This is a genomic window from Lactobacillus colini (assembly GCF_017874575.1).
GTDB classification, from domain to species: domain Bacteria; phylum Bacillota; class Bacilli; order Lactobacillales; family Lactobacillaceae; genus Lactobacillus; species Lactobacillus colini.
The window spans coordinates 14,950-40,808 of the sequence record NZ_JAGGLU010000008.1; the positions used below are offsets into that span (position 1 = coordinate 14,950).

Here is a 25,859-nt window from a genome sequence, read left to right on the forward strand (position 1 = left end):
TATTTGATAAAATTATTAAAAAATAATTTTAAATTATACTTTGGAGGTTTAAAATGCACAAAAAAATTAGAAAAACATTACTGACAGTTTTATCAGCATTGATTTTAAGTGCACCAATAGTTGGAACTTTTTCTAGTAAGATTGTTAATGCTGATTCCGTTGAATCTTATAGCAATAATCAAGGAAATGAAACTCAAACTTTTATAGTTCCTCATAATAATGTAATTCTTGAAAATCCTAATTCGATTTCAGAAAGTAAATTAGGTAGTGGAGCAATAAAATATGCAATCAAACAGGTTTTAAAACATCCGCGTGTATTTGCAAGTTACATTGGAAAATTTATGGGTAAAGGTGCAGAAAAAGCAGTATTAAGAAGTTTTAATAAAGAAATAGCCCCAAGATTAAAACCACTACTCAAATATACTGATGGACTTGAGGATGCCGTAGCGATGGCAGTATATCGTGGAGTAAAGGCAGCAACACACAATGAATATTTAGCAAATATGGCTAAAGTTGGTGCTAAAATTGCAATTGGATTAATGTAAAGGGAATAATCTATGTTTAATGGGAATGTTACTAAAGAAAATAATTTGGCTGTAACTAAAATGTTATATGAGGCAGTCCATGAAATGGCGCTATCGCGGTCTGATACAATTGAGCACCCTGTATCTTTAAGCTTATTTTTATTAGAAATGGGTGTAGATGACGTGAGCATTGAAGATAAACTTATTAAAAAAGCAGTTGAGATGGTCTTTTCTGCAGAGGATCCAATGGAATTAACAACAGAAGATTTTCAAAGAGAGTTTAAAAAAATATCTCTATTAATTGGGGATGCAGGTTCAGTGAAATATATTCTAAGATGGATTGGAATGTATGATGTTCCTAAAATTTATCCGGTAGCTGTAAACTTGGTGTAAAAATCAAGCAAGATAATGATTGCCACAAGATGTGTCATACATTTCCCATAAAAATAGCAAATAGTGCTGCTTTCAAAGATTGATGCAATTACACTAAACAGTCTAAGCTAAATAGTGAATTAATTATGATACGATCCCACCTAAAGTCAAGTAATATCAATTGATTTATATTTAAAATAGTCAGAAATTACTCATTTTTGGCTGCTAATTTATAGTCATAAGTTTGTTTATTGTGAATAAGCACATAAGAAAAGTGTTCTGAAACACTAAGTGAGTGTTTCAGAACATTTTTTAATGCTTTGGGATAGATTTTTAACATGCAAACAAAAGAGCATTTTACTCTCTTTTCCATTACCATGCCATCTTCAGCAAAAATTTATAAAGTGATACTAACTCAATTCTTACATCATTTTGAGTAATAGTTTGTTCCTGTTCCATAGTAATAATGTAAAGTTTTTGAATATTACTATCATTCTTAGCCAATTTTATCAAATTGCCAAGCTCTCTTTCCGAAGAAAATTCATCAACCATCCAGCTTACCTGAATTGCAGTATGCTTATTTGGTAGATAAAAATCAATATCGATTCCTGTCTTTTTGGAATGCAAGTAATACAAATCTTCTGAAAATCGATTATACAAAGCAATGGCAACAATATTTTCCAACAGAATGCTATCTTTTTGAAACAAAAACAGATTCAAAATTCCGTTATCTTGGAAATAAAACTTTGGCAAACTTTCTCTTTCAGAAAACTTAGCCGCAAAATTCTTGATATCAAACAACAGAAAAGCTTCCCTAGCGAAATCAACATAATCCATTGCACTTGGAACACTGATGGTATTACCTGTACTTTTTACAGCTTTAACCAAGCCGTTGTAAGAAATTTCATGCATTACTGTTTGAGCAATTTTAGTGATCAACAAACTTAATGATTTCTTATTTCTAACTGAGTTTCTTCTAATAATATCGCCTAAGTAGATATTTTGGTAAATGTTAGTTAGATAATCTCTAACATCTAGCTGTGTTAACCTTTCTGGTAAACCACCATTATGCAAATAATCATCAGTTGCAGCTTTAATCTTCGCTAATAATGAATTAGTGTATAAAGCCGCTTCATCATGTTGAATATTTTTAGCCGTTAGAAATTCTTTTAAATTATAAGGCGTAATTAGTTTCATCATGTAGCGGCCACCAAGTTTACCAATAATTTCAGAACTCATCATTTTTGAGTTAGATCCAGTAATATATACCCTTTGATGATCATCAGCCATTCGTCTAGCAAAACTTTCCCAACCATCAATATTTTGGATTTCATCGAAAAAGAAGTAAGACTTCTCATCACTTAATTCATTGGCAACTACCACGATGTCATTGAACTCATTAATAGTCATTTGTTGCAGACGCTCATCTTCAAAATTAATGTAGATAATCTGCGACCAATCAACTCCATTTTTAATTAACTTTTGAACAATTTCATGTAAAATCATCGTCTTACCTGCACGACGCATTCCTACCAAAACATAATTATCATTAGGAGCAAATTGATAGTCTCGTGGTACAATTTCTTCATTTCTAATAATTTCATGCTGAGAGAAAATGATGCTCTTAAGTAATGCGGATTCCATTTTTAACACTCTTTCTGCTTAGTATACTTTATAATTTTATCACGTTTTGTTTAGTACATTTAACAAAGATATACTATTTTGTTAAATATGTTGAATAAAGATAATTATGTAATAACAGAGTACGTATAATTTATTAACTACTTGTCCTATATTTGACTTATTAATTTTTAAGAAGACAAAAATATAGCACAACTTTATGGTTTCCAAACTTAAAAAATAAATTTAAGCTCAGAGTAAAACTGAGGTGGGTCAAATATAAATTAGCGTTTTATGCTTAAGTGGATCAAGTTTATATTAGCGAATATAAGAACTTAAAAATCAAAGAAACCACTCACATAAGAAAAGCGTTCCGTAAACACTAAGTGAGTGTTTCAGAACGCTTTTTAATGCTTCTAGATAGGTTATTATCAGCATTGTAGAGTTTAGTTTGTAGAGGATTTAAGACATCCTCGCATATTATTTTATGGAGTTACTTAGCTGTTATAAAGAATAAGTTGCCGGTGTGCCGTATTTTTCTGGCTAACTATTTATCATCTAAATTTATCCCCTCCAATTAATACTGTGCTTTCGGCGAATAAAATTGACTTAGGATTATTTGCTAGCAGTATTAGAACTTATTGATTAATTGGACTCATGATAGTCTTGATTACTATTGAAACTGTAAAATTTTAACAATTGTTTTTACGTATTTTAACAAATTTCCAGTCTGAATTTTAATATTTTTCCGCCCTGAAATTTAACATTTTTCCATCAGCAATTTTATTTTACAATCTAACACTTTTTAACTTGCACATTTTAGGGATGCATTACTTCAGCGATGCACCACTAGTTGTATCAGCACTATTAGTTGCTTGTGCAATTGCATTATTAACAGCATCTTTAATTGCACGACTGGTTGCTGAAGCACCAGATACTGCATCAACTTCTGTTGAATTTGCCTTAACAATTTCTTGTGGAATAATTTCTAAAGCTTGCTTTGCAACATCTTCACTTTCATTTTGTTGAACAATTTCAACAGCTTTAATGGCCTTATCTTTATAAGTAACTTTAACAGTGATCTTATCTCCCATTCCTTCACTTGAAGTACCGAGATACTGATCTGGTGATAATTCTACTTCTTGGTCAGTATTATCAAGAATATCATTAATGCCATTTAATTCATTTGTTGATTCATATTCAATTTCAGTTTCATTAACTACATTTTCACCAGCAATCTTACCGAATATTAAGCACTCGGCAATATTGCAGGCTGTCTGATAATCATTAGCGCAAACTCCACCTAATTCACCAGCACCGTATAAATGTGGAATTGGCTTGTTTTCAAAGTTCACTATTTGTGCTTTAGCATTTCTCTGCGGTCCACCTTGAGTATTTAACACTGTGTAATCCATTTTTACTGCATACAAAATATTGCCTTCAAATGCTCTCATACTTTTAGCATCGCGATGAAATTCAGCATCATTGCCTTCCTCAGCAAATTTATTAAACGTTTTAATTGTATTCTTCAAGTTTTCAACAGGAACATTGATTTTTTCAGCAAGTTCTTCAACTGACTTTGCCTCAATTAAACTATTATTCCAACCTTCATAAGGCTCTGGCAACGATTTAATGTAATCGTATTGCTTTTGGTCAAAAATCATATGTGTATTCTTTCGTGCATAAGGAATTCGCCAAGTACCGTGGTTGTTAGTATGTCCATGTCTATTATGCTCATTTTCGTTGAAATAACGTGTTCCGTCATCAGTTACCGTTAAAATAGAACCATTCATAAATTGTTTAGCAGCAAACACTGTCCTAGCTCTTTGTCCTTCAGGCGTACTGAAAATCAGACCATGTTGAATTGAGCCACCAGCTTCATAATTCCACATATGCCATAATTTAGCACCAACTTCACTGGCCATGCGTACACCTGCACCTTGATTGTATAAACTACCAAGTGGAACTAAGCGATATGAACCTAAATAATTTTGAACCATTTCAGAATTATTTTCGTACCCACCAGTTGTTAAAATGACTCCCTTTTTAGCTAAAACATTAACTAATTTTCCACTTCTCTCAATTTGTGCACCTAAAATTGTCTTAGATTCAGGATCTTGAATCAAATGCTTAGCAGGTGACTCTAACCAAACATCAATTTTATCTTTGCGATCTAATACTTTTTGACGTAATATTTTCCATAATGCACCATCAAAAATACCTTGATGAACTAACGAAAAGTCCATTGAATCAGAGACAGTATATTCTGGAAATTCACTCAAAGATTCTTTCAATGGAAATGAAATCTTATTTACGTCTAACTTATCTTTTTTAACGCTAATTGGTTTAATTCCAAGATATTTTTCAATGTAACTTCTCATATTGGCCATGCCATGAACATAAGTTTCAGCCATGTCTTCAGGCAAATTCATTGGTGATGTTAATTCATGGTAATACTTCAACGTTTCCTCATAATTATCACTTGTGCCGATTAGTTGTCCACAGTATCTGGTATTTCCACCCTCATGACCTTCAGGAGCTGAATCGACTAGTAATACCTTGGCACCATTATCTGCCGCAAATCTAGCGGCAGTAGCACCTGCTCCACCAAAGCCAATAACTAAAACATCATATGTAGCCTGATATTGTTTCTTCATAATACTTTTACCTCTAATTAATATTTATGTTAGTGCTTACACTTACATTATTTACTGGTATAATCAGTTTGTGAAATAGTTATTTTTGCTAAAAATTATTGTAAATTTGCAATAGGTATTCTATGGAAAATCATCAACTATACAAAATATTATCAACCGTTTCCACTGTATCAACTATCAGTGAACTGGCAGACAAGGTATTCTTAAGCCAGCCTTATGTCAGTCAAATTATTAAAAGAGCTGAAGAAAAGTATCAAATCACAATCGTTGACCGTAAAAGTAATCCAATATCTTTAACAACTGCCGGAAATAAGTTTCTTTCATCCCTAAATGAGATAATTAATGCTGAGGAACAATTAAAACGCGATATTGCTCCATATACTAAAGAAAACCAGTCTTTTATCAGGATTGCTTTTACACCAATTTGGCTTGAACACTTTAGTTCTATTATTCTAAAAAGGCTAAAGAATAAGTTTCCTTATACTCGTTTCGAACTAAGACAGGTCTTTACCTCATTAGACATTGGAAAAATGTTCTCACTAAATGAAATAGATATATTCTGGGGAACAACTTCCATAGATCAAACTAACCTATTAAGTAAGCGACTTTATACTGATCAAGGCTGTATTCTTATTCCTAAAGAGAATATGTTATTTGACATACTAAAAGATAGAAGTTTTCTTACTATAAGTAGTCTACAACTACTAAAACAAGTAGATTTCGTAGCTCTAACTAACGATTCTGCCTTTCAAAAACTAGTTGACCATTTGTTTGAAGATAACGGTATTTCTCTTAGAAAAACAATTAAAGTTAATGACTTCATCACTGCTGGTCAATTAGCAATAGATGGTTTAGGCTGTACCATTACTTTTACTGATGTCTTAAAATACTTAGATATAAATTCAAAAAACACTAAGATAGTCTATTTCCCTAAAGATATGCTTTACTTAAATGGTGGTATAACTATTAAACAAAATAATTCTAAAAAAGTAGCCGAAGTGGCCAACTATCTAACTAAAATAATTCAAGAATATGGTTCTAAATAATTACTAAAAGTCATGACACTTATAACACATTACATCACAATCATGTGACTTTTTTAGTGTTTTTAATGCTTGGGACTATGGGCTTTATAGTACCTAAATAGACAGTAAATGTAGCAAGTTTTAGCTAATAAAGACAGTTTATGTTGCAACAAAAGCAACATCCCTTTTAAGAAGATACTTTCTATCTTTTAGGGATGTTGTTTTGACTACCTTGTTTTTATTTTAGTAAGTTTTCTGGTATTTGAGTACCTTGTCTCAATAGATTTTGATACCAATAGTAGGAATCTTTTTTATAACGCTTATAGCTACCATTTCCTTGATCATCAAGATCTACATAAATCAAACCATATCTTTTACTCATTTGTGTAGAAGAAGCTGAAACCATATCAGTTGTACCCCAAACACAATAGCCTATTATATCCACTCCATCTTCTTTCATAGATATAAGAAGCTGCGCAATATGTTTTTTTAGATAGTCAATTCGATAATTATCATGAACTTTACCATCTTCTGTTAACTCATCTTTTGCCCCAAGACCATTTTCAAGGATAAATAATGGTTTCTGATAGCGATCGTATAAGTCTATTAAAGTAATTCGCAAGCCTACTGGATCAATTTGCCATCCCCACTCAGTTGTTGGTAAGAACTTATTAAAGACACCTACGGTTCTATTTGCGTTAGTAATCTTAAGACCAGTTGTGTCAAATGCCGTACAAACTGAAGAATAGTATGAGAATGCTACAAAGTCAGCTGTATTATCTCTGATTAATTTTAATTCTTCTGGAGTCTGATTCAAATGTATATTCTTTTTTTCAAGTTGTATTAACAAACTCGGCGGATAATATCCTCTTAACTGAATATCACTGAAATTGTAGCTGTCACGCATTATCTGACGTGCTTTTAGTGAATTTCTAGGATCACTATTATAAGGATAAATCATAGTGCTAGTAATCATACTACCGACTTTAGCATTTGGATATTCCTCATGAACGTATCTAGTAATTTCAGCTGCTGCTACAAATTGGTTGTACATAGCCTGATAAATTACTTCTTCAAAGTTTTTATTACTAAAACGGTCTTTGACTAAACCAGCCGATGAATAAGGATGACGAATAATGCTATCTATTTCATTAATTGGAATCCAATAGTTGACAATATCATGAAATTCATCAATAACTGTTTTAGCAAATTTAACAAAATAGTCTTTTACTGCTTGGTCATACCAAGCATTGTATTTAAGCAATAAGTTAAGTGGCATTTCGTAATGCGATAAAGTAATGACTGGTTTGATGTGATGCTTTTTTAGTTCATTAAAAACACGATAATAAAAGTCTAACCCCTGCTTATTAGGCTCCTTATCATCGCCATTAGGATAAATACGACTCCAAGAAATTGAAGTACGAAAAGTTTTGATACCTAAAGCTGCTAAAAATGCAATATCTTCTTTATAATGGTGATAAAAATCAACGCCATGCCTTTTACCCCAGCTTTTTGAGCTATTATCTGACAAGGCTCTTTCAATTTTTTCAGTAGTCATTTCATTGACTGCTTTGTAACCTTTACCAGATAATTCTGGTTCAAAACGCTCACAATCAGCTATTGACATACCTTTACCGTCTTCATTCCAAGCACCTTCGACTTGGTTAGCAGACGTTGCTACGCCCCATAGAAAGCTCTCTGGCACTTTATAATCACTCATCTCAATCATCCTTTAAGCTATAATCAAAACGTTGTCATCATCAGTGACATCTTTCTTTTGATCTTTATCTTCAATTACTGGAACTACTTTTAAGAAATCTTGTGTATTAAGAACAATCATTATAACAGTTGGATCATAACCTGCAGATTTAATTTTACTAATATCAAAATCTACTAATTCCTGACCTGCTTTAACGTGGTCACCTTTTTTAACTAATTGTTTAAAGCCTTCACCTTTCATCTCGACAGTATCAATTCCAATATGAATTAAGACATCAGCATTATTATCTAAATGTAATCCAATTGCATGACTACTATCAAAAGTTGCAGTAACTATGCCATCAGCCGGAGCAGTTATCTTACCTTCTGAAGGAATTACCGCAATTCCTTTACCCATTACACCACTTGCAAATGTCTCATCGTTAACATCTTCTAATGATTCTAGCTTACCTTTAACTGGTGATTTTATTTCATGTTCTTTACCTCTTTCTAGACTTGCTGGTTGAGCTTGAGGAAGTTTGTTTTCTTTCTTTGTATCCTCGTCAACAGGATCATCAAAGCCAATAATCCAAGTTGCAATAAATGTTGCGATACTTGCAACTACAATTACGATAACTGCTTGAATGACAAAGTTCTCAGCTTTACCAACCCACATTGGTAAACTTAATAAAGCTGGTGTAACGTAGATAAAAGCTTTCATCTTTAAAAAGCTAGCAACAACACCGGCAATAGCGCCACCGATCATTGCACCATACATTGGCTTCTTCAATGGCAAGTTAACACCAAACAAAGCTGGTTCAGTGATACCACCTAAGTAAGCAGTAGCACTTGATGACAAAGCTAGCCCTTTAAGATTTTTATTTTTGGTTTTCAAGCCTACAGCTAAAGAAGCTGCAGCCTGGCTCATGTTAGAACATAATGCAACAACACGAATAATAGGATCATATCCTTGCGTTGCGACTAATTGAATTGAAATTGGAGACAATGCTTTGTGAACACCAATTGAAACAAGCCAAGGATAAGCAGCAGCCAAAAGAGGAATAGCGATAATTCCTGCATTATGGAACAACCACATACTAAGCCATGCAATACCTTCAGAAATCCAGTTACTGATTGGACCAAGAAGTAAGAATGTTAATGGTGCAGTAATAAGCATTGTTAACATTGGAACCATAAAAATTTTTACGATTTTTGGAGTCCAACGCTTAATAAACTTATAGATATAAGACATTACCCATACTGACATGATTGCAGTAATCAGTGTTGATGAATATTTAATTAACGGAACATTCATACCTAAAAATTGAACAGGCTTGTTTGCTGTAACTAATGCAGTCCAATTAGGATTTACTGTTACTAATCCTAAAAATGCACCTAAATATTGATCTGTGTTGAATACTTTAGCGGCACTAAAGCCAACATAAGCCGGAATAAAGAAGTAACCAGTATCAAAAATTAGATTTAACATTTGGTATGTTTGACTCTTATCCGTCAAAATGCCTGTCATAGTTAAAATTAACAGCAGAACCTTCCCCATACCAGCACCAGCAAGTAGCGGAATGGCTGGTGCAATTGAGCCTGTAATGGCACTAATCACGGCATCAAAGATATTAGTTTTTTTCTTTGGTACATTACTATTTGAGGTGTTATCTACATGAATCATCTTAATTAATTCATTATAGACATCTTCTACTTCACTCCCAATAACAAGCTGATATTGCCCACCACGTTTAACAACTTGCATAACGCCTGGAATAGCTTCAGCCTTCTTATCATCTGCTTTGCCTTCATCTTTTAGAACAAATCTTAATCGAGTCGCACAATGAACTACCGATTGAATATTATCTGCTGTACCGACAGCTGCAATGATTTGTTTATTCATTGATTCATATTTCATTTTTATCTCCTAACGTCTATTATCACTAACAATTTTATTAATATGGATTGCTAGATACATAATTTCTTCATTGTTAAGTTTGTAGTTGTACTTATCTTCTATGTAATCTTTTATTTTCAGTGCACACTGATACGATTCAATGTCACTATTTTTTATAACTTTAAGAATTTCTTCGCTCAAATCTCCAAAGTTTCTAGATTTTCGATCGTACATCATTCCCTTCCAGAAGAACTTTAAATGAACTGCAAACCGATTATAGCTAAGCGATTGATAGTCAATGTCAATATTGAAATAGTATCTAACAATCTTGGTTACACTTTTAATAAAATCTATTGATTTTTGAAAATCGCCAATATCATTCCCCATTTCTCCACTTATTATATGGACAGCAATAAAGCAAGCTTCATCTTCTGGAAAGTCTATATTAAACTGATTTTTTAAGAGTTTTAAAGCCCACAAACCGTAAGAATATTCTTTTGAATAGTAATTTTTCAATTCCCACTTAAATTGGTTAACTAAAAACATCCCTTTTTTACCACGTTCAACACTTGTAGCTAGATGATCAGTTAGCGTAATATAAACGCTATCTACTAACTCAATATTTTCTTCATGCTTCAAACGATCAACAATCTTTTGTGAAATCTGAAAATATATTGGATCAGTTTCATGGATTGTATCTAATAATAGTTTCTTTTGCTTACCTGAAAATGGAGTAAAAATCTTATAGATTTTCTTACTGTCAATCAAGTCTCCAACTTTTTTGTTATAAGCAATACCTTTACCTAAAACAATGATTTCTTTTCGTTGACTATTTTCGGTAACTACTGCTCCATTATTCAAAATCTTTGTTATTTTCACCATTGCTCCTCCTTCCTAAAAAAGAAAAAGCCAAATAATCCATCATTACTGATCGATTATTTGGCTCTTGTGCATAGACTAAACTATGTTACAACTTCCAATATTCACTTAATAATTATATGATAGCGCTTTCTAATGGCGAAAGCAATAGCTGTTTTCACCTATAATCAAGTGTTTATAAAATTATTATGCGTAATGCAATCGCTTATGATAAGGATGGCAATAAAACAAAATTAAAATATATTACTTATGGTAGTGTGAAGGTTGACGCCACTCCTGTAAAGATGAATGGTACGCTTTATTATAAAGTATCTGATGAAGATCCTGCTTTTAAAGCAAGTGGGTTATCTAGTGCATATATTAAGGCTACCAATCTTGACGGTGTAAAAAGAAAATTAAAGCATAATGCTTATATTTACCGCACTTCGAATGGTAGAACATCATATACTGGCTACCTTGGTACCCAAGCCGAAGGAGTATGGAAACTTTATAAAGCACAAACTATTACCACTTATGGTGGTTCTTATAAATTTAAGAATGGTAAACGTTACTATAGAGTAGGCGGACCGCGTAAGCAGTATGTTAAAGTTGGTAATTTAGGACCAGTAATTAGCACTAATACTAGCTGCAATGCAAATTTTAGTTCAGCAAATGCGACAACAAGCACTAAGCCTACAAGTTCAGAAGAAACTACTGTTACTGTAACTAACCCACGCGCAGCTCTTTGCGTTGAGGTTCCTGGCAAGGATGCCGTTCAATCATCTAGTAAGTATGCAAAGAAAGGCGAAAAGTTTGTAGTTGATTGTCTAGAACAGGGTACACGCGCAGATACTGGATCTGATGGTGACGATGACAATGAATTAGCCATTTACCATATTAAAGGTACTGATTATTGGATTTATAATAATGCTGTTTCAGCGGCTAAGCAATTGCCAGTCCAAAATTATTATCACTACAACAACTCGTATATTAAATTCACAAAGAATGTAGATGTCTATAATGCCGATGGTACCGTCCAAAACCATAACGGGCAAAAAATACGTAAACAGGGCGGAATGTTAAGAGTAGATAATTTAATTTACATCTGGGTTCCTAGTGAACAAAAAGCCGAGTTATTCTATCATCTAGTTAGTACCAATTTTGAAGCTACAACTACATCAGCTAACCAAGAATATACTATCGAAGTTGGAAAGAATTCCTATGTAAAGGCTAGTGATGTGGAATTTATTGAAGAAAGCACAAAGTTAACACCAAGTAACACAGCTGAAGAAGCCAAGGCAGTTTATGGAGCAAGCCAAAGTTCTAATAAGTAATATTTTAAATATACTGGAATAAACTTCATTCAGTTTTCACTGTAAGTTTGTAATCATAAACTTGTTTAGTTTTAATTAGTGCAAATAACGGTCTTATAAGTTTATGAACTGCCGCAATAGCGATTTTCTTATATCCATGATTGGATTGAGAAAGTCGCTTTTTTCGTTCACAATAATCGATTATATGACATGGCACAGTATATTTAACAGAAATCATAGCATTAATAGTCTCATATAAGATTTTTCGTAATACTGCATTGCCATGTTTTGATATTCCTAAATGCCTATCTGCTTGCCCCGATTGATATTGACCGGATCAATTCCAATAAAAGTGCACATCTGATTAGATGACCTAAAACATGATAAATCACCAAATTCTGCTATAAGTCGAGCTGCTGTATTGACAATGGTTCCATGGAAGGCTAGCAAGGTGATGTTAAAGAAATTAGAATGTCTCTTTTTCCCACCCCAACGTTAAATACTACGATGAATTAGTTGATTCAATGCATTCAGCGATTAAGTACTACATTGAGCAGAATCCCCAAGCTAGATTTCATGGTAAGACAGCAGGAGAAGTCAAAGCAGAAGCCATGAAAGGCGTTGTTAATATTTGTCCAATAGCACTAAATCCAAGAATCATCAAATACAAGGAAGAATTGAAACGCAAGCAAAAAGTCAACTCAAATTAATGAGTTGACTAAAAGTAATTTTTATATATTTTGATTGTCTACTTGACTAGGGTCGTATCATATTCCGTCGAATAACTGCCTAACACTAAGTTAGCATATTTGTTTACTACATCTGTTTTTCAGTAATTAATTTATACTTATTTTCTTAAATGACCATTCACAAATTTAAGAACAATATCTAATACCTCTTTGCTGAAAAACGCATCGCTTGCATGATCACTATTTTCTATCTTGTAAAAATCTACAATCTTATTGTTTTTCTTTAATGCTTCATACAATATGCAACTTTGTTCAAACGGCACGCACCTATCTTTATTCCCATGCATAATTATAAACGGCGGTATCTGAGATTCTTCACTAATATAAGTCAGTGGATTACCTTTTTGTACAAGCTCAGGATTTTCGTATATGTCCAGAGTGCCAAAGAACTCACCTTCTAAACTATGCGCTGTAACATGATCTTGAGTTGAAGGAACTTTATTCATTCTACTAATATCTGTGGGGCCATAAAAATCAACACATGCTCTAAATGTCAGTGGATGCGTACTTATATCTTCATCGCTAAAAAATTGGTTATTTTCAGTGGCACTAGCTAAACTGACAGTGTGACCACCTGATGAATCACCCCAAGCAATATAATTGTTAGGATCAACATGATATTGGTGTGCATGATCCAGCATATAACGTGTAGCTGTATTTAAGTCTCTTACTTGAACTGGAAACGCCTCCTGTGGCGCATAACGATATTCAACTATTGCAACAACATATCCTCTTTTAGCAATTTCTTCCATATGCGCTAAATGATTACCAATAGGTTGTTTATGAAATGCTGACCCCTGAACAAACATAATTAATGGAAACATTTTATTTTGCTCATTGATAGGCGGAATAATTATTTGTAAGTGTAAGTTTTTATTATTTTTATGAGCATAAACGACATTTAGAATAGTTTGCGGATAAGTATTCTTTAAATCTAAATTAAGTACCTTCATTCCTTCAGGAGCTAAATCAGATGCAGGAAAATCATTATAGGATACTTCTAATGGTTCTACATAATCAGCTGGCATCTTAGCCAAAATTTCTTTTTTCATAAAATGTTTTTCATTCATAATATTTACTCCTAACAGTTAGTTACTATGTTTAACTTTGCTTCTTTCCTATCAGTCACTTTTAAAACTATTAAGCCTAACACTAATAATAAAGCGAATGCTGAACTAAACCAGAACGAAAAGTGACTAGAGTTATTACCAAAAATTTGGGCTAAAAACGCATAGATATATGGTGCAACAAAATTACCTAAAGATGCAGCTGCAGTAGTGGCAGAAGTAGCAAGAGCTGAATTTTGGGCAGTTGTATGTTTATTAACTGATGCAAACATATACGGCATAAAAAGTCCAAATCCTGCTCCTAATAAGACAACAGCAATATAGTAGGTCAAAACTGAACTTGTAATTGCTACTAATAAATTACCTAAAAAGAAAAGACTACCGGCAACTATGCCACCTAAATTTCTAAATACTTTCATGTATAGTCCAAATAGTAAGCCAGTAATTAAACCAAGAATTGAATATACTACCATCATGTTAGCAGCACCTGTTGCATCAGAAACATTCTGCTCTACTACCGCTAAATTAAACTCAAATCCCACTCCGCCTTGAGCCAGATTAAAGAATAAAGTTAAACAGATCCACCAGATAATATCTTTACCTAATCGACCTCTACCACTAGAATGATCTTTGTTATCACTTGGGACATTACTTGTATCTCTTTTGTTAGGAATAATTAACCATGTTACAAAAAAGACTAAGATACCTACTAAATAAATATAGAAAGCATGCTTCCAATTATCAGCAATCAATGCGCCAATTATGTAGGTAAAAATTGACCCAGCAATCCCTATTACTGAACTTTGAATACCCAACATTGTATTCTTAGCATTACCTGAATAGTAATCAGAAATCATGGCTGTTCCGATTGGTTGAATTAGACCTAGACTAGCTCCTAAAATTAATCTAGATGCTAAAATTGCATAGAAATCATTCAAAACTATCGGTAATATACCAGATATAGTCCACAATCCAGTTCCCAGCAAAATCGTGTTTCTTTTTCCAATTGCTCTAGTAAACAGCGGTGCTAGCAGTAGAAATATAAACTGTGGTAATGCCGGCAATGATATAAAAGACTGCAACAACGGCTTAGCTACAGTTGGAAATGAGTGTTGCAAATTGGGTAAAAGTGCATTTGTTGCAGACACACCTGGTATCAAAAATGTGGATGATATCAGTGCTGCTTTAAACGATATTTTCTCGCTTTTGGCATTGCTACTCATGATAAATTCCTCCTCACGATTAGTACTTTTCTTAACTTTCGCAACTAATTGTAAGGGGTTTCACAAATTAAAAATATAATTATTTTGTCTAAAAAAGGTCAAATCCTGCTTTTATTTTTTGCTTTTTCCATTGATAAGCTGTTGTATCATAATATTTTTTGAAAGCCCTATTCATTGCTTTTAGGCTAGCAAAACCTGTTTTATTAGCAATTTGCCACATTTCTAAATTAGTCTCTAAAATTAACTGCTTAGCATGTGCTAATCTTACTTTTTCAATATTAGCCACTGGCGTCTCACCCGTAGTACTTTTAAAAATATGACTAAAATAACTTGATGAAAGATTTAATAGACTAGACAAAGTCGCAATATTTATTTCTTCTGCATAATGAGTTTGAATATAGTCTAAAGCCACTTTTATGTAATCGAATCTTCTAGATAATGAATTTAATTGTACTAAATCTATTTTATAAGAATATTTTGATATTAACTGACCTATCAATACATAGCCTAATCCAACATAGGTTGTCTTAACCGATACATTTTCAAGTTTATTGATATTGGCAGAAATATAATTTAGAGCTTCCTTAAGAGACAACTCATCTTCTCTACTAATATCTATAGATCTCTGAATCCTATATTCTAGTTTCTCTATACCAGCATTTTTTAAATAAAACAAAGGAAAAGAGATTACCAATAGTTCACCCATAATTCTAATTATAGAATGTGATTCATATGGATTAATGGTTACTAGATTTCCAGTTTTCAATTCAAACGAAGCACCTTCAACTTGTAAAATAGCAGTTCCATTAATTAAATAAAATATTTCATATGTATCATGCCAAGATGGCGTTAAATGATCATAATTGTCTGTTAATATTTGACATTTATAAGGAACATTTCTGTTTTTTGGAATTATTGATTCAAATTTCATTAGTTAACTCCAGTTAGTAATTTGTCAAAGTTTTATTATCTTCCATTTTCTAAAGTAAATTCAGAAAATTATCTCATGTCGAATAAATACCAGTACAAAACGTTTTACAGTTTTACTTTTATTTTCAAACTAAATTTATTGTCTCACTTCGAGAAAACTATTCTATTTTTTGAAAATGATAATGCTATTTTTTTATTATTTCACCTAAACTGCTAAGCAAATCAATACACAATAGAGTACTAAAATTTACCTAGAGTGGCTTCGTCTCATTTCATTGTATCTTCTCTTGACCTCAATGCTAAAACTACTTCTTCTTTTTAAGGTTTGGATGCCAGTATGTGAGTTATGAATTAAGACATTATCATAGTTTTTATTATAACTGCTGTTTCCACCAGTTAATGTATTTAACAAGCTGGATACTATAATGAGAATAGCAATTAGTATAAATAGAATTCGTTTTTGTTTATCATTCATGTTAACTACCTTCTGTAATAACAACTAGATTTCTACTTTTTCTAGGCATGTAAGTGCTTTTTTAATCTTTCATAGAAGCTATTAATATCAATGTCGCGATAAAACAATAATTTTGCTAATAATTCACTAGTAAGATGTTGTTTATTATTAATAACTTTTGAATATGTAGCCTGCGATGTTATATTAGCTGCCGTTTGATCATTAGTATAACTTATCAATGCTTCTCCAATAGTCATTTGATGGACCTCTACATTCAAAATAAAAAGCCATCTACCACACTTAAGTAGTAAACAGGCTTCCTATAGTTATTGTTTTTTATCTTTTTCTTTCCAATACTCTCTGGCTTCATCAACTAACTTTCTCATTGGAACTATAGTTATAGTTCCGTTAGGGATTTCTATCTTTTTAACTTCATTAGTAAACTTACTCTCAAAATAATTTCCAAATTCATTAATGTCGTCATACTTATCTAGATCAACATTAACAAATTTAATTATTTGGGTAGTACCATCATCCATCTTAACTGGTGCACGTTCATAAATGGTTTCACGACCGATAGTTGACTCTGCTAAATGTAGAGCAGTACAGCTTTCGTAATCTGTCCCTAGCATTACAATCTTTGCATCTCTATCATACATATCTTGTAGCGTCCCCTTAGATCCATATGGCATATCGTATGACCTATCCCGACAAATCTCCCTGGCATCTTTACCCCAAACACAGACTGAGTATAGAGGATGATTATTCCTATATACATCCCTTGAGGTACGGAAATATTCAGGTGTAACGCCAATATAATGAATAGGCGTACTCTTATCATATGGAGGCATAGAATTAAAGGCCTTCTCTTGAAGTGACTCAATCATTGGCGGATACATCCATTCAACTGGATCAGATAGGTCGGCAGTCTGCGCTATCATCATAATAGTTCCATCTTTTAGAACGCTTTTTAAGGTATCTACAATAGTTTTCTCTCCACCGATGAGATAGCCAAATGAACTTAAGGCAGTGTGAACAATACAACTATCTGTTGAACTAAGGTTATTTTCTAGAATATGTTTTAATTCTTCTGGTGTAACGATTTTTTCAATTGGTTTTTCTGACATTTTTTCTACTTTTTCCTATGTTTAACGTCTATGATTACCAGCTTTTATACTATTTATTACTTTTACCCAAACATACAAAAGTACAGTAGATAACAATATTAATGCAACATCTGCAACAATAAGTACAGCTATAAGCTGGCTAACAGATAGGATAGTAACAGGATTATTTAGCACAAATAAAACTACTCCAGTAATATTAACTCCTATTAAGCCTTCTCCTATTTGGATAATCTTTTTCTTCATGTCAGATATGGTCTTGACTTCTGGCAGTAAAGTCCCAGAAATATAGAAATCTAGACATAAATAAAAAATTGTTACTATCATTATAACCATTATCACGCCGTTAGCTGGTAATTTTGCTTCAAAAAAAGATAATCCATACAAAAGAACGAAACCCAATAATAATAAATTTAGTAAAATAAATGCCCTAATAATAGATTGACTATCTTTTCTTTCAATTTGCTTGTATTTTTTCTTTTTCATATTTTTATCCTATCTCTTACACTTACTATAGTAAGCATTTCAAAATCTTTCTTAGTGCCAAATTCTTCTAAACAAGTTTCTTCCTATTATGATAATATAATAAGTAAGCGCTATCTACCAGAAAGGACGTGCACATAATGAAGATTGGTTTTATCGGAACAGGCGTTATGGGGACAGGTGTCATCAAGAATCTACTCAAGCATAATCATGAAGTCATGGTCTTTAACAGAACTAAGAATCATGCTCAAGAAGCTATTGATGCTGGTGCTTCTTGGATCGATAGTCCTGCCCAACTAGCACAAGAAGCTAATTTAATCTTTACGATGGTAGGCTTTCCTGCAGATGTAGAGGAAGTTTACTTCGGCAAAAACGGCTTATTTAAAACCGCACATGCTGGGCAATTTTTAATTGATATGACCACTAGTAAGCCGTCTTTAGCTAAAAAGATTGGCCACGTTGGTGAAGAAAAAGGCGTCCATATCCTAGACGCACCTGTATCAGGTGGGGATATTGGGGCCAAGAACGGTACCTTGACCGTCTTTGTCGGTGGCAAAAAGTCAGACTATGAGCAAATAGCTGACATCTTCGCTAGCTTCAGCAAGGTAGTCAACTACTTTGGTGATTACGGCAGCGGTCAACATGCTAAGATGGCCAACCAAATTATGATTGCTGGCACCATGACAGGAATGGTTGAAATGCTAGTCTATGCTAAAGCAGCTCATCTAAATCTAGAACAAATTCTAAAAGCAGTCCAAGGTGGCTCAGCTGAAAACTTTAGCCTTGGCAGTTACGGTCCAAGAATATTAAAACATGATTTTACACCTGGCTTTTTTGCTAAGCACTTCTTAAAAGATCTCAGAATTGCACTTGATGAAGCAGATGAGATGAATCTTGACTTACCAGGGACCAGATTAGCTAAACGCTTATATGAGGAATTGGTCGATGACAATGGCTTGGGCAATGATGGTACACAGGCTTTAATTAAATTGTGGTGGCATGATGCTTAGTTGAAAATTTTTAAGATAATAATTTTTTCTCTGGATAAACAATAAATTTATACTTTCTATGAAAAAACGTCACATTTTCTTCACAATTTCCATCTATTATATAAATCGTAGCAGATGGGGATAACCCAAAAGCTATTTAGCATTAACATCCAACTTTTTTATTTTCATTCTTACTCCTCCAAGTAGATTGAACATAATTTGTCAGTTGCTATAACTGACCACAATTTATCCCATACTATGAGACCTACGTTCTTCCCAGCGTAGGTCTTTTTTCTGTTATGATTAAAGATAAGGAAAGCGTTTAATATAAATAGTAAGAGGTTAATCATGTTTTCAAATTCTATCCAACGACTTATTGAAAAAAAGTCAGGAAGCTTCATTATTCCTGCATCCCACATCGCATTCGTAGAAGAAATTAATCCCCTTTACCATGCGTTCTTAATTCTAACCAAGATGAAATATGCGAAAATTCCGGTTTTAGACAGTAAGCAGCACGTTACTGGTTTAATAAGCTTGGCAATGATTACAGATAAGATGCTCAAACCTGATGACATTAGTATCGATCCCCTATCAGAATTAGTTGTCAAAGATGTTATGCAAACTGACTTTCCTACGATTAATTTTGCTCAAACTGACTTTGAAACTCAGCTTCACTTGTTGGTTGATAATGCTTTTATACCCGTAGTTAATGATAGTGGCATTTTTCAAGGATTACTCACACGCCGCGAATGGATCAAGGCTTTTAATTATGTTACTCATAATATTGAAGAATTTTATGACATTTCTCCTAAAAAAGATAAATAATTTCAAAGTTGATATATAATGTAATGGCACTATAAATTGTTTAAAATTGTTAATTTCGGAGGAAAGTACAAAATGATACGTCAATGGAAATTTCTTACCGTTATTGCACTTGGAATCATTGGTTTAATTCTTGATTTCTTATGTGGTAAGCCTGCCATCCTTTCTTTACCTGTTTCAGAAATCTTAATTGATCTATTTGGTATTTTTATGGCTATTTCAATGCTCATAGAAATGTTACAGACAATTAAGGAAGGTAATTGGGGTGTTGATATTCTAGCAATCATAGCCATTGTCTCAACAATGCTTGTTGGTGACTACTGGGCAGCTTGGATGATCTTAATTATGTTCACCGGTGGTGAATCCTTGGAAGATTATGCGACTGGGCAAGCCGATCGGGAACTACGCGCATTATTGCAAAACACTCCCCGCATCGCTCACAAGTTAGTCAACGGTAATGTTGAAGATGTTAAAGTAGACGATTTAAAAATCGGTGATACAGTCTTAATTAAGCCCGGCAACCAAGTACCTGTCGATGGTGAAATCACTAAAGGATCATCTAGCTTTGACCAATCATCTTTAACTGGTGAATCTGTTCCTGTCGATAAGACTATTGGCGATAAATTAATGTCTGGTTCATTAAACGGTGATAGTTCAGTTGAGATGAAAGTTACTACTTTAGCTAAAGACTCTGAATATCAGTCTATCGTTGCCCTAGTTAAGTCATCTCAGGCTAAACCTGCTAAGTTCGTTAAGATGGCCGACCGTTATGCTGTACCATTCACCATTATTTCCCTGGTAATAGGTATTGCCGCTTGGATTACTTCAGCAGTTATGCAACCAGGTCTTGGCTGGCAAGAACACTTTATGCGTTTTGCTCAAGTTATGGTTGTAGCTTCACCATGTCCACTATTAATTGCCGCTCCTGTTGCAATGGTGTCTGGTATGAGTTCAATGTCACGTAACCATATCATTGTTAAATCTGGTACAACGCTAGAAAAGCTCGCTAATATTTTAACTTTTGCTTTTGATAAGACTGGTACTTTAACCAAAAATCAACTAGTCATTGATGAAATTATTCCAGCTGATGATTCTTTAAGCAAAGACAGACTTCAAGGATTAGCTGCAAGTGTTGAACAACAATCTAGCCATATCATTGCAACTTCACTGGTTAACAATACTCCTAAATCACTACTTCTAAACGTTTCTAATATTAAAGAAACTACCGGTGAAGGTGTTACCGGCCAAGTAGATGATGACGAAATCAAAGTTGGTAAGTTAAGCTTCGTTGATCCAAATCATCCTAAACTAAATGTAAATTCAACTGCAATTTACATTGCTATCAATAATAAGTTTGCTGGTTATATTACCTTCAAAGATCAAATTCGGCCTGAAACTAAGACAACTATTGCCCGCCTTCGTCGCCAAGGAGTAAAACAGATCATGATGCTTACTGGTGACCATGAAGATGTTGCTGAAAAGATTGCCCAAAGCGCTGGCATTAATAAATCCGAAGTACATGCAGATTTACTTCCTGATCAAAAAATCAAAGCAATCAAAAACGTTACCCCTGATCTTCGTCCTGTTGCAATGGTCGGTGATGGTGTCAATGATGCACCTAGCCTAATGGCAGCCGATGTTGGTATTGCAATGGGTGCTCAAGGTGCTACTGCTGCTAGTGAGAGTGCTGATATGGTTATTATGGTCAACGACCTTTCTAAGGTTAATGATGCTGTAGCTATTTCTAAGCACACAATGAAAGTAGCTCATATTGATATTATCACAGCTATCTGTGTGGTTATCTTAATTGAATTAGTTGCCTTTACAGGTATTATTCCTGCTTTCTGGGGAGCTATTTTACAAGAAGCTGTTGACTTAACAACTATCTTACTTGCCCTACTTGCTAAGACTAAGCCAACTAAGCCAGACCAAACTGGTTTATCTAAATAAATTTTAATTTGCACTAACTTAAAATTTTAGTTAAACTAAAATTCAGTTAAATAATCTTATGTGGTTGGGTTTTTAATAAAAACTTTCAAGAATTGCTTATTTGGGTCAATAAGTTCTTGGAAGTTTTTTTCTTTATTTAAAAATGAAAGGCAGGTTTTATATGCATTTTTTAGGAGAGCTAATTTTAATTTTAATTGTCACTACCTTATTAGGACAGTTATTCGCACGCTTCAACCTTCCACCTGTAATCGGACAATTGCTTTCAGGAATTATTTTAGGCCCGGCAATTCTAAGTTGGGTTCATCCTGGTGAAACAATTTCCTTGTTTTCTGAGTTTGGAGTTATCTTGTTAATGTTCTTAGCTGGTCTTGAAAGTGATCTTGACCTACTCAAGAAGTACTTCAAGCTTAGTTTTACTGTGGCAGGTATTGGTGTCATCTTGCCGGTAATCTTTATGGGACTGGCAAGCTGGGGCTTTGGCATGAAGCCGCTTGAATCTTTATTTATTGGGATTGTTTTTGCGGCAACTAGTGTTTCAATCTCTGTTGAAGTCTTAAAGGATGCTAACAAGCTTCACAGTCGTGCCGGTACGGCTATCTTAGGGGCAGCGGTAGTTGATGACATTCTAGCTGTTATTGTCTTAAGCTTGTTCACTACCTTTAGCCATGAAGGTGGCAAGAGTGGCTTAACTAACAACTTCTTCTTAAATATTCTAATTGAAGCTATCTACTTTGTAGTTGTCTGGGCAATCTACAAGTTTGTTGCTCCATATTTCATGAAGCTTGCTGAAAAGATCGAAGTTAACTATGCTGTAGTTATTGGCTCTTTAGTATTAGCTTTAACAATGGCATGGGCAGCAGACTTCGTTGGCTTAAGTGCTGTTGTTGGTGCTTTCTTTGGCGGTTTAGCTATTAGACAAACCCCACAATACAAGGAAGTTAACTCTTCAGTATCAGCAATTGGCTATTCTATTTTTATTCCGGTATTTTTTGCAGATATTGGACTATCAATGACCTTTGCTAGCTTTATTAAAGACATCTGGTTTATCATAGCGATGACAATTCTGGCATTATTATCTAAATACTGGGCTGGTAAGTATTCTAGTGAAATCTTCGGCTTTACTCCTATTGAAGGTAGTATTGTCGGTGCCGGCATGGTATCACGTGGTGAAGTTGCCTTGATTGTCGCCCAGATCGGCATTTCTCATCACCTGTTTCCACAAGATATATACTCAAGCTTAATTTTAGTAATTATTGTTACAACTGTTTTATCGCCATTTATCTTGAACTTCTATATTAAGAAGCAAGATGCCGCATAGTTGAACGTGCAAAAAGGCTCATACCCTCTTAACCATTAGGGTATGAACCTTTTTTAATCTTTTTTCAAAACAATATCTTGATATAACTTCACCGTAATCAAGTAATAGAGTAAGTAGAGAGCAAAGAAGATCGTAAATGGTATCCAAATCTTATCATATGGATCCTCTAATAAACTCTTGAAGAATTGCAATCCAAATAATACATCTACTACGCCTAAGCTTGCTGGTAAGACGAATAAGGCTGCAATTTCATGTCTAATTGAGGCTTTAAGGATAGACATTCTGGCACCAATCTTCCACAACATCTTATAACGAATCTTGTCACTTGCTGCCCCACTCAATACCTTAAACATTAAAGTTGAAGCAAGCATTGCTAAAAAGGCAATCCCTAAGAAGAATCCCATAAATTCAAATCCAGAAGCAACTGATGAAACTAATCTATACTGGTCAGCCTTGAAGTTATTAAATGAAATCGAAAAGTCCATGCCATATTTATCAAGGTCTGCAACCATTCGCTTGTTAGAAGCGTTTTGTAATTTTTCAATATTATTGAAATTCTGTCTAAAGTTGTTGACTTCTAACAATTCCAACTTAATATTTTTAGATTTTAGTGCTTGATATGTTTGCTCTGAAACTAGCTTTAATTTAGCAGTTGGAAATGGAGCCAATAAGCCTAATAATTGATAACTTGCTTCAGAATCAGGATTTTTCAAGCTCTTGACTGTAATTGTCTTAGTTGACCAAGATGTCCGATTCTTCTTTTGCGACATATGTTGGTACTTGAGTTGACTATTAGCGATACTTTGCTTATTTACATATACAATAGGTGTCTTTTTATCCTGAGCAATCTTGATCTTATAGTCAATAGTCGTCTTATTACGAACAGATACATGTTTGAGATTAGCATCAGACTTAGTAGGATTATACAACATCACGTCATAATAAGATGACTTTAAAGATGAATCAACTAAGTTATTGAAATTCAACCCCACCGTAATCGCACCTAAAGCTAAAGCGAATAGCAATGAGATTACTGATAATAATTTAGTATAATCTGTTAGCCTAAACTGCAACTGTCCTAGAGTAAATGAACGCAGCTTCTTTGACTTAAATTTCTTATTGCTTCTTAACAAGATAACCAAACTAGTAAAGAATGAGTCAAAGGTAAAGTAAGATCCAATCACAATTGTGAAGAAGCCAATCCATAATGACTTAGTCTTCAAGTCACCATAATCAGCCATTGCCCAGTAACCAACAGCTAGCAAGGCAATACCCATGATAGCTTCAATAATCTTCCATACTTTATTATGGTGTAACTTAACCGGCTTTTGGTCTTCATTTATTAGGTCTAATACACTAGTCTTAATTAATTTATGGCGATTCCAAATTGCTGCCAATAAGAACAAAACTATAAAAAATACTAAAGTCCAAAAAATAGCTGGCAAATAAAAACCTAAATACTTATGTATCTGCAATCCTAATTGACTAACCAATATTTGCGAAACTATCTGAGTTACAAAGATACCAATTACAATTCCTAAAACTGATGCCAAGAAGCCAATAATAAGAGTTTCTGAAAAGATTAACTTCCCGATTTTACTATTACGTGCGCCCAGCATCATATAAACGCCATAGTCTTTTTTTCTCATACTTAATAAAAAACTATTAGCATAGGTTATGTAAACTAGGCTAATAATTCCTAACAGCACAATCCCTAATGCAAAGACTAATTTAGTAATTACAAATGCAATACTAAGTGATCCCTTTAAAAAAGCAGGATTAAGTGCAATAGTCATAAACATGTAGAAAATTGCACTAGCTAAAGTTAATCCTGAAAACAGAACAACATAGTCTTTAAAGCGACTTTTTAGACCTGTAAAAGAAAGCTTCCACAACATTTTTGTATCCTTTCTTATTAACGTCTACCTAATTCATTAATAATTTCTTGATAGAATTCCTCTCGACTCTTTTGACCACGAACTAGTTGTTTGCCAATTTTTCCATCTTTAATAAAGAGAATCTTTTGAACATAAGAGGCTGAATAAGGATCATGAGTAACCATTAAAATTGAAACTTTATCATTCTCATTTAAATCCTTCATTGTTTCTAGTAAGCTCGTTGCAGCTTTAGAATCTAATGCACCAGTCGGTTCATCAGCAAGCAAAATAGCGGGATCATGGACAAGTGCCCTAGCCGCAGCTATACGTTGCTTTTGTCCTCCAGAAATTTCAGCAGGATATTTAGCTAAAATATCTACAATTCCTAATTTTTTAGCTATTTTATCTACAAGTGGATCAATCTTTGAAGCAGAAACCCCACATAAATTTAATGGTAAGGAGATGTTTTCTCGGTTAGTTAAGTTTTCTAGTAAATTGAAATCTTGAAAGATGAAGCCAATTTCTTTACTACGAAAATCAGCCATTTCATTTGCATTCAAATTACTAATATCACGACCATTAATCATGACCGTACCTGTTGTTGGCTTATCTAAAGTTGAAATAATATTTAATAAAGTAGTCTTACCAGAGCCAGATGCTCCCATAATTGCTACAAACTCTCCACTTTCAATAGAAAAATCTATTCCTTTTAGAGCTTGGTATTGTTTTTCATTCTTTTTGCCATATGTCTTAGTAACGGCAGATACCTTTAAAATTTCAGTCATTTTACTGCCTCCATAAAATCGTTTTACTGTTCTATTTATATAATACACTATTATTATTTATTAATAAACTTTTTTTCAAAAATAAAAACAATACTGATTCTTAAATAGTTAAAAAACTAACCTA

The 25,859-nt window shown here is 33.6% G+C and carries 22 protein-coding genes, 1 pseudogene and 1 other annotated feature; of the genes and pseudogenes, 9 read left to right on the top strand and 14 right to left on the bottom strand.

Annotated features, from left to right (window positions below; all coding sequences use genetic code 11):
• The first annotated feature begins 53 nt into the window (after positions 1-53).
• Both J2Z60_RS07280 and J2Z60_RS07285 read left to right on the top strand, forming a co-directional pair.
• The gene (locus J2Z60_RS07280; protein WP_209687039.1) at positions 54-545 is read left to right on the top strand and encodes a hypothetical protein; all 492 of its coding nucleotides are present in this window, start codon (positions 54-56) and stop codon (positions 543-545) included.
• 12 nt (positions 546-557) lie between these two features.
• On the top strand, positions 558-917 hold the full coding sequence (locus J2Z60_RS07285) for a hypothetical protein (RefSeq protein WP_209687040.1): 360 nt from the start codon (positions 558-560) through the stop codon (positions 915-917).
• A 351-nt stretch (positions 918-1,268) separates the two neighbouring features.
• On the opposite strand, the gene J2Z60_RS07290 is transcribed toward J2Z60_RS07285, so the two are convergent.
• Together J2Z60_RS07290 and J2Z60_RS07295 are read right to left on the bottom strand one after the other, a co-directional pair.
• Positions 1,269-2,540, bottom strand: coding sequence for an ATP-binding protein (locus J2Z60_RS07290; protein ID WP_209687041.1), 1,272 nt, complete (start codon positions 2,538-2,540; stop codon positions 1,269-1,271).
• An 806-nt stretch (positions 2,541-3,346) separates the two neighbouring features.
• Positions 3,347-5,173, bottom strand: coding sequence for an FAD-binding protein (locus tag J2Z60_RS07295; protein WP_209687042.1), 1,827 nt, complete (start codon positions 5,171-5,173; stop codon positions 3,347-3,349).
• Positions 5,174-5,295: 122 nt separating this feature from the next.
• Here J2Z60_RS07295 and J2Z60_RS07300 point away from each other — a divergent pair, with 122 nt between their 5' ends.
• Positions 5,296-6,219: a LysR family transcriptional regulator gene (locus J2Z60_RS07300; protein ID WP_209687043.1), complete on the top strand. Its 924-nt coding sequence runs from the start codon at positions 5,296-5,298 to the stop codon at positions 6,217-6,219.
• A 217-nt stretch (positions 6,220-6,436) separates the two neighbouring features.
• Here J2Z60_RS07300 and J2Z60_RS07305 read toward each other — a convergent pair whose 3' ends face one another.
• Genes J2Z60_RS07305 through J2Z60_RS07315 form a run of 3 tightly spaced genes read right to left on the bottom strand, consistent with a single transcriptional unit; the run spans position 6,437 to position 10,672 of the window.
• The gene (locus tag J2Z60_RS07305; protein ID WP_209687044.1) at positions 6,437-7,918 is read right to left on the bottom strand and encodes a glycoside hydrolase family 1 protein; all 1,482 of its coding nucleotides are present in this window, start codon (positions 7,916-7,918) and stop codon (positions 6,437-6,439) included.
• 12 nt (positions 7,919-7,930) lie between these two features.
• The gene (locus J2Z60_RS07310) at positions 7,931-9,814 is read right to left on the bottom strand and encodes a PTS beta-glucoside transporter subunit IIBCA (RefSeq protein ID WP_209687045.1); all 1,884 of its coding nucleotides are present in this window, start codon (positions 9,812-9,814) and stop codon (positions 7,931-7,933) included.
• A 9-nt stretch (positions 9,815-9,823) separates the two neighbouring features.
• Complete coding sequence (locus J2Z60_RS07315; protein ID WP_209687110.1) at positions 9,824-10,672, bottom strand: PRD domain-containing protein; 849 nt, start codon at positions 10,670-10,672, stop codon at positions 9,824-9,826.
• A 185-nt stretch (positions 10,673-10,857) separates the two neighbouring features.
• Between J2Z60_RS07315 and J2Z60_RS07320 the strand changes: the two genes are divergently transcribed.
• Positions 10,858-11,985 carry an SLAP domain-containing protein gene (locus J2Z60_RS07320; protein ID WP_425352233.1) on the top strand — a complete coding sequence of 376 codons (1,128 nt, stop codon included), beginning with the start codon at positions 10,858-10,860 and terminating at the stop codon, positions 11,983-11,985.
• A 25-nt stretch (positions 11,986-12,010) separates the two neighbouring features.
• On the opposite strand, the pseudogene J2Z60_RS07325 reads toward J2Z60_RS07320, so the two are convergent.
• Positions 12,011-12,414, bottom strand: a pseudogene (locus tag J2Z60_RS07325) (transposase).
• Between the two features lie 74 nt (positions 12,415-12,488).
• Here J2Z60_RS07325 and J2Z60_RS07335 point away from each other — a divergent pair.
• Positions 12,489-12,674 carry a hypothetical protein gene (locus J2Z60_RS07335; protein ID WP_209687048.1) on the top strand — a complete coding sequence of 62 codons (186 nt, stop codon included), beginning with the start codon at positions 12,489-12,491 and terminating at the stop codon, positions 12,672-12,674.
• A 137-nt stretch (positions 12,675-12,811) separates the two neighbouring features.
• On the opposite strand, the gene J2Z60_RS07340 is transcribed toward J2Z60_RS07335, so the two are convergent.
• The 6 genes from J2Z60_RS07340 to J2Z60_RS07365 form a co-directional block, all read right to left on the bottom strand.
• Positions 12,812-13,783: an alpha/beta hydrolase gene (locus J2Z60_RS07340; protein WP_245328753.1), complete on the bottom strand. Its 972-nt coding sequence runs from the start codon at positions 13,781-13,783 to the stop codon at positions 12,812-12,814.
• A gap of 11 nt (positions 13,784-13,794) precedes the next feature.
• Entirely contained in the window at positions 13,795-15,003 is a 1,209-nt protein-coding gene (locus J2Z60_RS07345) for an MFS transporter (RefSeq protein WP_209687049.1), read from the bottom strand.
• A gap of 88 nt (positions 15,004-15,091) precedes the next feature.
• Complete coding sequence (locus J2Z60_RS07350) at positions 15,092-15,934, bottom strand: AraC family transcriptional regulator (protein ID WP_209687050.1); 843 nt, start codon at positions 15,932-15,934, stop codon at positions 15,092-15,094.
• 515 nt (positions 15,935-16,449) lie between these two features.
• On the bottom strand, positions 16,450-16,644 hold the full coding sequence (locus tag J2Z60_RS07355) for a hypothetical protein (protein WP_209687051.1): 195 nt from the start codon (positions 16,642-16,644) through the stop codon (positions 16,450-16,452).
• A gap of 69 nt (positions 16,645-16,713) precedes the next feature.
• Positions 16,714-17,514: an AAC(3) family N-acetyltransferase gene (locus tag J2Z60_RS07360; protein ID WP_209687052.1), complete on the bottom strand. Its 801-nt coding sequence runs from the start codon at positions 17,512-17,514 to the stop codon at positions 16,714-16,716.
• Between the two features lie 21 nt (positions 17,515-17,535).
• Positions 17,536-17,997, bottom strand: coding sequence for a hypothetical protein (locus tag J2Z60_RS07365; RefSeq protein WP_209687053.1), 462 nt, complete (start codon positions 17,995-17,997; stop codon positions 17,536-17,538).
• Between the two features lie 137 nt (positions 17,998-18,134).
• Between J2Z60_RS07365 and J2Z60_RS07370 the strand changes: the two genes are divergently transcribed.
• From J2Z60_RS07370 to J2Z60_RS07385, 4 genes are all read left to right on the top strand, one after another.
• Positions 18,135-19,004 (top strand): NAD(P)-dependent oxidoreductase, encoded by an 870-nt coding sequence (locus J2Z60_RS07370; RefSeq protein WP_209687054.1) that lies wholly within the window; start codon positions 18,135-18,137, stop codon positions 19,002-19,004.
• Between the two features lie 327 nt (positions 19,005-19,331).
• Positions 19,332-19,808: a cyclic-di-AMP-binding protein CbpB gene (cbpB, locus tag J2Z60_RS07375; RefSeq protein ID WP_209687055.1), complete on the top strand. Its 477-nt coding sequence runs from the start codon at positions 19,332-19,334 to the stop codon at positions 19,806-19,808.
• Positions 19,809-19,880: 72 nt separating this feature from the next.
• Complete coding sequence (locus J2Z60_RS07380) at positions 19,881-21,755, top strand: heavy metal translocating P-type ATPase (RefSeq protein ID WP_209687056.1); 1,875 nt, start codon at positions 19,881-19,883, stop codon at positions 21,753-21,755.
• A 62-nt stretch (positions 21,756-21,817) separates the two neighbouring features.
• Positions 21,818-21,869 (top strand) — a sequence feature (sodium ion sensor (DUF1646 type); this cis-regulatory element may regulate processes involved in with the transportation of sodium ions).
• Positions 21,870-21,915: 46 nt separating this feature from the next.
• Positions 21,916-23,073, top strand: coding sequence for a cation:proton antiporter (locus J2Z60_RS07385; RefSeq protein ID WP_209687057.1), 1,158 nt, complete (start codon positions 21,916-21,918; stop codon positions 23,071-23,073).
• Between the two features lie 53 nt (positions 23,074-23,126).
• Here J2Z60_RS07385 and J2Z60_RS07390 read toward each other — a convergent pair whose 3' ends face one another.
• Both J2Z60_RS07390 and J2Z60_RS07395 read right to left on the bottom strand, forming a co-directional pair.
• On the bottom strand, positions 23,127-24,971 hold the full coding sequence (locus J2Z60_RS07390; protein WP_209687058.1) for an FtsX-like permease family protein: 1,845 nt from the start codon (positions 24,969-24,971) through the stop codon (positions 23,127-23,129).
• Between the two features lie 17 nt (positions 24,972-24,988).
• Positions 24,989-25,735 carry an ABC transporter ATP-binding protein gene (locus J2Z60_RS07395; protein ID WP_209687059.1) on the bottom strand — a complete coding sequence of 249 codons (747 nt, stop codon included), beginning with the start codon at positions 25,733-25,735 and terminating at the stop codon, positions 24,989-24,991.
• Positions 25,736-25,859: the final 124 nt, after the last annotated feature.